This window comes from Streptomyces sp. AB3(2024) (assembly GCF_041862025.1).
Classification (GTDB): domain Bacteria; phylum Actinomycetota; class Actinomycetes; order Streptomycetales; family Streptomycetaceae; genus Streptomyces.
On the sequence record NZ_JBGWAB010000226.1, the window covers coordinates 1 to 7284 of the forward strand.

The 7284-nt window shown below is 76.1% G+C and carries 4 protein-coding genes and 1 pseudogene; 1 reads left to right on the forward strand and 4 read right to left on the reverse strand.

Annotation, left to right across the window (positions count from 1 at the left end; all coding sequences use genetic code 11):
* Positions 1–97: 97 nt before the first annotated feature.
* The 4 genes and pseudogenes from ACEPPI_RS39090 to ACEPPI_RS39105 form a co-directional block, all read right to left on the reverse strand.
* Positions 98–709, reverse strand: a complete 612-nt coding sequence (locus ACEPPI_RS39090; RefSeq protein ID WP_373920012.1) for a nucleoside/nucleotide kinase family protein — start codon at positions 707–709, stop codon at positions 98–100.
* Positions 710–750: 41 nt separating this feature from the next.
* Positions 751–1812, reverse strand: coding sequence for an NAD(P)-dependent oxidoreductase (locus ACEPPI_RS39095; RefSeq protein ID WP_373920013.1), 1062 nt, complete (start codon positions 1810–1812; stop codon positions 751–753).
* 93 nt (positions 1813–1905) lie between these two features.
* On the reverse strand, positions 1906–5493 hold the full coding sequence (locus ACEPPI_RS39100) for a hypothetical protein (protein ID WP_373920014.1): 3588 nt from the start codon (positions 5491–5493) through the stop codon (positions 1906–1908).
* A 151-nt stretch (positions 5494–5644) separates the two neighbouring features.
* A pseudogene (locus ACEPPI_RS39105) lies at positions 5645–5786 on the reverse strand (phosphotransferase); the annotation flags it as partial.
* 235 nt (positions 5787–6021) lie between these two features.
* Here ACEPPI_RS39105 and ACEPPI_RS39110 point away from each other — a divergent pair.
* Positions 6022–7131: a mechanosensitive ion channel family protein gene (locus tag ACEPPI_RS39110; protein ID WP_373920015.1), complete on the forward strand. Its 1110-nt coding sequence runs from the start codon at positions 6022–6024 to the stop codon at positions 7129–7131.
* The last annotated feature ends 153 nt before the right edge of the window (positions 7132–7284 follow it).

A 7284-nucleotide genomic window follows, 5' to 3' on the forward strand; every position in this document is an offset into this window, starting at 1 on the left:
CCGGGGCCCGGTCCGCGGGGGCCCCGGCCGACGCGGTCCGCCGACACGGCTCGTACGCGCCGTCGGTCGGCGCCACCGGTGCGCCGCACCGGGTGGGTCAGTCCACCACCAGGTCGGCCCGGTGGCGGCCGGCCTCGATCAGCCGGGCGTTGGCCTCGTCCGAACGGGAGACCCACCGGGCCGCGTCCGCCTCGCTCCTGCCGTGCAGCACGTGCCGGGCGACGAGGCGGCGTACGCGCAGGTCCTCGTCCGGAGCCAGGTACCAGGTCTCGTCCAGCAGGGGGCGCAGCCCCGCCCACTCCCCCGCCTCGTACAGCAGGTAGTTGCCCTCGGTGATCACCAGCGGTACTCCGGGAGGCACCGCGATACTGCCGGCGACGGGTTCCTCCAGCGCGCGGTCGAAGGCCGGGGCGTAGACCACCTCGGGGGCCGCCGCGCGCAGCCGCCCGAGCAGGGCCCGGTATCCGGCGGCGTCGAAGGTGTCCGGCGCCCCCTTGCGGTCCGCGCGCCCCAGCCGGACCAGCTCGGCCTGGGCGAGGTGGTACCCGTCCATCGGTACGACGACGGCCCGTTCGGGGCCCAGTGCCCGCGCGAGCCGCCCGGCCAGGGTCGACTTGCCCGCTCCCGGCGGTCCCGCGATGCCGAGGATCCGCCGTCCGCCCGCGGCCGCCAGGGCCCCGGCCCGGTCTTCCAGTTCCGCCCACTCCATCCGCGTATCGTGCCACCGCGGCGGGCCCGCGCGTCACGCGGTCATGCGCTCACCACGGGGATGCCGTCCGGACGGTCGCCGAGGAGGGCCGCGATGTGGTCCGCGCAGTGGAGGGCCGCGGTGCTCATGGCGCTCCTGGTCATCCCGGCGACGTGCGGGGTCAGCAGGGCATTCGGCAGGCCGGACAGCGGGGACTCGAAGGCCGCGTGCTCGTGGGCGAAGGTGTCGACCGCGGCGGCCGCCAGGGGGTGCCCGGGGTCGCGCAGGGCGTCGGCCAGGACCTGTTCGTCGACGATCCCGCCGCGGGCGGTGTTCAGCAGGATCGAGCCGGGGCGCATCAGCGCCAGCTCCGCCCGCCCGATCATCCCCCGGGTGGCCGCCGTGAGCGGCAGATGCAGGGAGACCACGTCGCTGGTCGTGAGCAGCGCCGTGAGGGAGCGGACCGGGCGGGCCGGCGCCCCGGCCCGGTGCTGCCGGGACAGCCCCTGGACGTCCATGCCCAGGGCCGCCGCCCGTCCGGCCAGCGCCGAGCCGATGCGGCCCAGGCCGACGATGCCCAGGGTCAGCTCCGACAGCTGCGCGGCCGGAGCCGCCGGGGCGCGCCAGACACCCCGGTGCGCGGTCGCGTTGTGGGCCGGCAGGTCGCGGGTCAGGGCGAGGAGCTGGGCCAGCGCGAACTCGGCGACGGCGCCCGCGTTGGAGCCCGGGGTGTGGGTGACCGTGACGCCGTGACGGGCGGCGGCGGGCAGCTCAACGTGGTCGGTGCCCGCCCCGGCCCGCCCGATCACGCGCAGCGGGCGGACGAGCGCGGGATCGGTGGCCGCGGCGAGGAACCCGGCGCGCAAGGGCACGCCGGCGCGGGACTTGAGCGCGTCGTAGCCTTCTGCGCCGCGGACGGTCGCGGCGGTCAGGGCGGACTCGTCGAAGGCGTCGAAGTCGGTGAACTCCACCCGGTCGCCCCAGGCGTCCCGGGTCCCGGCGTGGTCGGTGACCCTGCGGAGGTTCAGTGTGATCTCCAGCCCGTGGCCGAGCAGGCGGTCCAGTTCGCGGGCCATCAGCTCGCCGGGGGCCGCGTCGAGCAGCAGGATCCGCGCCTTGTCCATGTGGGTTGTCCCTTCCTCGTCCACGCACCCTACGGCGGCCGCACACGGCGATCCGCCCGTACGGCCGTCGGCCGTACGGGCGTTCGTGTCGAGTCAGGCCAGCAGGGCGGCCACCGGTGACAGGGGCTCCCACGCCGGGTCCCGGCCCGTGAGCCGGTCGGTGACGCGCCGCCAGGCCTCCGGGTCGCTGCCGAGGCGGGTGGCCACGAGGGCGGTGAGGGCCGCCAGGGCGGCGTGTGCCTGCTCCGGGGCGTCCGTACGGCGGGTCGCGCCGCTCAGGTAGGCCAGCATCAACGCCGCCGGCGCCGCCACCTCCAGCAGGTCGGTGCCGGTGAGCATGCCGGAGGCGAGCAGTCCGTCGAGCTGGGTCGGCAGCGGGCAGTGGTACAGCCCGCCCAGCCCGTACCGGGTGCGGGCCCGGGTGAGTTCCGCGCCGCCGGGCAGGCCGTCCGGGCCCGGCTCCCGGAACAGGGCGGCGTGGCGCAGGCGCAGGCCCTGCGGGGCGTCCACGTGGTTGACGACCCACCCCCAGTGCGGCAGCGGCTCCTCGGTGTGGGCGGCCTCCACGGCCTCCCAGTCGATGCCGCCGGGTACGGTCGCCGCCCCACCGGGGGCGTGCCAGGCGGGACGATCGCGCCGCAGCCGTGCGATGAACTTCGCCGGGGCCAGTTCCCGGTCGGCCCGGGCCCGGAGCACGGCCGCCGGATCCGCGGACGCCAGCGCCTTCGCGCACAGGGTGGCCGCCGCCCGGCCGAGCAGATCGCGTCGGACGAAGGCGGCGAGCCGGTCGGCGCCGCCGTGTTCGAGCAGGTTCATGCAGCCGAAGACCTGCTGGAGGAGGCTCAGGTCGCGCCCTTCCCGGACGAAGACCTCCTCGATCAGGTCCGGCTCGGCCGAGTGGAGCCAGCGGACCCCTCCGACCAGTCGTCCGGACGGGTCCTGCCGGGCGTCCGCCAGCGCGAGCGCGCCGACCGACACGGCCCGCGTGCCGGACGTGCCGTGGGGGCGGGACCGGGCCACGATGCGCCGGCCCGTCGGCGCGGTGGCGCCGTAGCGCAGCAGGGTGAGGTCCACCTCCGGCTCGTCGAGGTCGGCGAGCAGTACGTCGGAGCCTGCCTCCAGTCGGCCGGTCCGGGCGGCGAGGACGCGCAGGGCCTGCGGATCGCGTCCGGCCAGCAGCCGGCCGAAGGCGGTACGGGGGGTCCGCTCGTGGCGCGTCAGGTACGCGGCGAGCAGCCAGGGCCCGTCGGGGCCGAGTCGGGGCAGGACCGCGTCGACGGTGTCGGCGTCGGCCAGGCAGAGCAGGGTGCCGATCGGCCAGCTCCAGCTGTGGTTGCCCACTCCCACGAGGCGGACGGCCTCGTCCGGGGTGGTGGGGCGGGAGGTGGAGGAGGACCGTGCCGGGTCCTCCAGCGGCCGGTACGCGGGGTTCTCCGTGAGGGCGTCGGCCGGTCCGGCGGAGAGTTCCAGCAGTTCGGCCCACGTCGGTCCGCCGGCCGACCGGGGGTCGGCGGTTCCGGCGGCGGCCGACGCCGTCCCGGCCAGCCGCAGCCAGGCGTCGGGGTCGGTTCCGAGGGTCGAGCGCAGCAGGCGTCCGACCGCGGCCCGCCAGGCCGCGGCGAAGGCGAAGCGGCGCCAGTCGGAGGGGAGGCGGAGCAGGCGGCGGGCCGGCAGCAGGCCGGGGAGTTCCTCGGCCGGGAGGAGGCCCTGGGTGTAGGCCATTTCGATGGGTGCGGCGGTGGAGGCCCAGCTTTCGGGGAGTGCGGCACGCACCTCGCCGGCGCCGGGCGCGGCGGGCCAGGATCCGTCGTGGGGCGACTCGACGCCGTGCTCCGCGCAGGCGCGGACGAGCCATCGGGGGGTGGCGAGAGCGGGGGCGTCGTCCTGCCCGTGGTGGGCCAGGAAGCGGAGGACGCCGGGGTCGGCGGGAAGGGGGAGCTGGTCCGGGGCGGCGGAGAGGGAGCGCAGCAGGTCGAGGGCCGCCAGTGCGGCCCGTTCCTCCCGCCGCTGCGGAACCGGGGGCGACTCGACACCGGGGGCCGCGGCGCCGGTCCCGTTCTCGGGGGCGCCTTGCGGGCCGTCCTCCGGCGCGGGAGCGGTGGGCGGGGTGTCGCCCGCCTCGGTGATCAGGGAGTGGAGGGTGCCCGGGTGGTCCGGCAGCAGGACGTCCAGGGCGGACCAGGCCTCGGGGCGCTCGCCGAGGCGGGTTGCGGCCAGCTCGCGGAGGGCCGCCGGGGCGGCGTCGCCGAGCCGTCCCCGGTCGGCCAGCCGGGTCAGCGCGCCGAGTGCGTGCACGGCGGGGTGTGCGGTGCGGACCAGTTCGACCGGGTCCAGCAGCCCGGCGGTGACCATGCCCTCCGCCCAGCGGGCGGCGGAGTCGTCGAGGGGTTCCCGGGCGAGCCGCTGCTCGGGCGGGTGCGTGTTCCCGGACCGGCGGCCGCCCGCGCGCCAGGGCTCGTTGAGGACGCTGAGGCGGAACGAGAGGCGCTGCTCGTCGCTCGCGTCCTCGTGGCGGGCCAGTTCCTCGCACGCCTTGGGCATGAAGGGGGTGGCCGCGTGGGCCTCGGCGAGGGCGGGCAGGTCGTGTGCGTACGGTTCGGCGAGCAGGTCGCGCAGGGTGCTGGTGCCGCGGGCGGTGGCCAGCAGGGCCGGGAGCCGTGCGGGGTCCCCGTAGGGCTCGCACCCCTCGCGCAGGAGTCGCAGCGCGGCGCCGTCGTTCGATCGGGCTTCGGCGGCGAGCGCCTTTTCGACGGCCGCGACGACGGGGATGCTCAGGCTCCACGCGATGGTCCGGTCGTCGAGGACGGCGCGCACCGCCGCCGGTCCGGCGCATTCCCACACGCGGACGAGCGCGTACCGCTGGATGACCCCCCGGGCGTTGCAGAACAGCAGGGCGCGGGCGGTCAGCTGCGGGTCGCCGGAGCCGAGCAGGGGCGTGAGCCAGGTGAGGGTCGGGTATCCGTCGGGGTCGGTCAGTTCGGCCCGCAGGTCCGTGTCCATCGGGACCCGGTCGAGGCGGTGCGCGAGGGTGCGGCGCAGGGACTGGGTGCAGCGCGGGTTGCGGTAGACGGCCGCGCCGACCCGGGGGTCGCCCGTGGCGAGCAACCGGGCGAGGACCCGGGAGTCGATCCGGCTGTGGCGGGCCAGGGCGGTACGGGTGCGGGTGTCCCCGTGTCCGGTGACGGCGGCGACGAGGCCGGGTCCCGGGAGCGGACCGCCGGAGAGCAGTTCCTCGACCGCCCGGTCGGGCAGGGCGGCCAGCACGGCCGCCGCTTCCTCGGGCCCGGTGTGCTCCAGGAGCAGCTCCAGAGTGACGTCAACGCTGCGGGGCACGGGCTTGCGGACCGTGCCGGGGCCGGCCGCCGGTGCGGGATCGGGTACGTCGGCCAGCAGGGCGGGCAGGGTGCCCCGGTGCGTGGCCAGTGCGTCGCGCAGGGCGAGCCAGCGGTCGGGACGGCCCGCGAGGTGATCGCGTATCAGCTCCCGCAGGCGGGCCGCGGCTTCGTCGTCCGCCCCGCCGGCGGCGGCGACATCGGCGCCGACGGTTCGCGCGGGGCGTGCCTCCTCGACCGCCCGGAGTGCGGAGCCGGCCGGAGGCACGGTCGCGGGGGTGGTCGAAGGGGAGGGCGCGAGGAGGCCGCGCACCACATCGGCGGTCGAACCGTTCTGCGAGTTGCTCATGATCGCCATGCTAGGGCGGGGGTCCGACAACCGGTCCGCGCCGACGGTCGCTCAGCCGATGAGCGCCCGGGTGATCCGACGGGTGGTCCGGGCGGCGATGCGGGGGCCGGCGGCGGCGTCGGCGGTGTGCGCGTTCAGGCCGGTGGCCCATCGAATCGCCGAGGGCTTCGACGGTCGCCAACCTCGCCGTCGATCCAGCGGGACACCACCCACGGCCACGGGTACCCGAAGGCGGGTTCACCGACGGCGACGGGCATCGGCACGGTCAGCGGCAGGTGCGGGGGCGAGCCGGGGCGGCAGGGCGGCCGTGTGCCCGGCCCACCTGCGGAGTCCTCGGTTCCATGAGGGAGGATGGCAGCTCGCCCCGGATGCGCACACCCTTGCGAACGGGGTCGGCACGCAACACGACCTGACAGGTGACATCGTGACGACACAACACATACGGCGAGCGGCGGCGGCGCTCCTCGCCGCCGCCCCGGTCCCGTCCCCGGCGTCGGCTCCGGACGCGCGAGGCCCGGAGGACGTCCGTTGACCCGTGACCTCGTCCTGCACGACTGGGTGGTCGTCGCCATCGCCCTGGCCTCGGGCTGCGTGGCGGGGCTGCTGGTGCGCGCCCTGTTGAAGTGGCTGGCCAAGCACGCCCTCCGTACGAAGTGGACCGGGGACGACCTGATCGTCGACTCGCTGCGCACCGTCGCGCCGTGGGCCGCGGTCATCGCGAGCGTGGCCGTGGCGGTGTCGGCGCTGCCGCTCACCGCCCGGATCGGGGCTCTGGTGAACCAGTCCCTGACCGCCGTGCTCATCCTCATCTCCACGGTCACCGCGGCCCGGGTCGTCGCGGGTCTCGTGCAGTCGGTGGCGCAGTCCCGGACGGGGGTCGCGGCCTCCGCGTCCATCTTCGTGAACATCACGCGGATCGTGGTGCTGACGATGGGCGTGCTCGTGGCCCTCGAAACCGTCGGGGTGTCCATCGCCCCGCTGGTCACCGCACTCGGCGTCGGCGGTCTCGCGGTCGCCCTCGCACTGCAGGACACCCTCGCCAACCTCTTCGCCGGCGTCCACATCCTCGCCTCGAAGACGGTCCAGCCGGGTGACTACATCCGGCTCAGCAGCGGGGAGGAGGGGTACGTCGTCGACATCAACTGGCGCAACAGCGTGGTGCGCAACCTGTCGAACAACCTGGTGATCATCCCCAACGGGCGCCTGGCGCGGACCAACATGACCAACTACACGCAGCCCGAGCAGAAGCTGTCGATCCTCGTGCAGGTCGGGGTGGGCTACGAGAGCGACCTGGAGCAGGTCGAGGCGATCACGCTCGACGTCGTGGACAGCGTGATGGCCGACATCACCGGTGGCGTCCCCGACCACGAGGCGGCGGTGCGCTTCCACACGTTCGCCGACTCCAGGATCAACTTCACGGTGATCCTGGGTGTGGGCGAGTTCAGCGACCAGTACCGGATCAAGCACGAGTTCATCAAGCGCCTGCACCAGCGGTACCGGGCCGAGGGCATCTCGATCCCCGCCCCCGCGCGGACGGTCTCGCTCCGCCAGGACGGCCCCCCGGCGGCGCCCTCCGGGCCGCTCCCGCTCCCGCACCAGCGCGACGCCTCGTCGGACGCGCTCCTGGCGGACCGGTAGCCGTAACGGTCGCGGCGGCGAAAGCGGTGAGGCACGGCGCCGGGCCCCGGGGGGGTCCCCCCCGGGCGGGGGCCGGCGCGGGGGGGGGCGGGTGGGGGGCCCCCGGCCGGGGGGGCGGCCCCGGCCGCGGGTGATCGCTGGCTCTCCTCACAG

Coding starts and splice junctions, on each gene's coding strand:
- ACEPPI_RS39100 (WP_373920014.1), bottom strand. CDS start 5,493: ATGAGCAACTCGCAGAACGGTTCGACCGCCGATGTGGTGCGCGGCCTC.
- ACEPPI_RS39090 (WP_373920012.1), bottom strand. CDS start 709: ATGGAGTGGGCGGAACTGGAAGACCGGGCCGGGGCCCTGGCGGCCGCG.
- ACEPPI_RS39095 (WP_373920013.1), bottom strand. CDS start 1,812: ATGGACAAGGCGCGGATCCTGCTGCTCGACGCGGCCCCCGGCGAGCTG.